Origin of the sequence: Lachnoclostridium sp. An138 (genome assembly GCF_002160765.1) — a bacterium.
Lineage (GTDB): Bacteria > Bacillota > Clostridia > Lachnospirales > Lachnospiraceae > Laedolimicola > Laedolimicola faecalis.
Genome location: NZ_NFLF01000055.1, coordinates 1 through 897 on the forward strand (window position 1 = coordinate 1; position 897 = coordinate 897).

Here is an 897-nt window from a genome sequence, read left to right on the forward strand (position 1 = left end):
CCCTCCCGGTGGCACATCTCCATGACTTCGGACTTGAAGTAGCGCAAGGCCGCGTCGGTACAGCGGTGCTTGCACCCGGCTTTCGTGTCGGCTGGCCTGTCCATGTAGGGCAGGAACGGGACTTCCTCTATCCGCAGCGAATTGATAACGATATGCACATGGATATTGCCGCTGTGGTTATGCCCGTCCGGGTGGGTGCATACAAGGGCTTGGTGGCCGGGGAAATGCTCGGCGCAAAACTTCTCGCCCAATTCCTGCGCCCGGTCTACGGTCAGGCCGTTGTCCGGGCCGTCCCGTGGGTCAAAGCTGATGATATAGTGGTGACTTTTCACATCTTCCCGCCGTTGGTTTTTCTCATAGCGGAGATTTGCCCGCATACAGGCAACGGCAAAATCCTCCCCGCCGCAGTTCAGCGTGGACAGCCGGTAGTCCTCGCGGGGGATAAGCCTGCCGGTTTCATCAAGGACGGGCTTCATGGTAAACTCGTCATGCTCAAAAAGCAGGTATTGTTCGGCGGCTCCGTAGTCGGCGTTTTTAGAGTTGATATGCTTGAGTGTTGCCAACCGCGTCACCTACTTTCTGTAAGATTTCATACTTGAGGGCGGCAAGGTCGGCTATGGCGGCGCGTACCTCGCCGGACAGCGCATTGTAGGGTACGCCGTACTCGTTCAGATACCGGGCAATCTGGTTGAGGTTGCCGCCGATCCTGCCGTACTCGGCTGTGAGTTTCCCGACAGCGGAAAGCAGCTCGTCATTGACCGCCGACACATGGATAATTGGGCGTATGGCGGTGCGCCGTATCGCCTGCCGGAGAAATTCGGACTGGCTGATACCATAGGGCGCAAGCCGCGCTGTGAAGTCGGCGTATTCATCTTCGGACAGCCGGGTTTTCACAAC

At 57.7% G+C, this 897-nt stretch carries 2 protein-coding genes; both read right to left on the reverse strand.

Translation table 11 applies throughout. The features are described from left to right. Window positions 1–563, reverse strand: a 563-nt coding sequence (locus tag B5E82_RS17745) for a relaxase/mobilization nuclease domain-containing protein (protein ID WP_162610818.1), incomplete at its 3' end; no start/stop codon positions are given. Continuing rightward, window positions 535–897, reverse strand: a 363-nt coding sequence (locus B5E82_RS17750) for a plasmid mobilization protein (RefSeq protein ID WP_087308843.1), incomplete at its 5' end; no start/stop codon positions are given. The genes B5E82_RS17750 and B5E82_RS17745, both read right to left, overlap by 29 nt.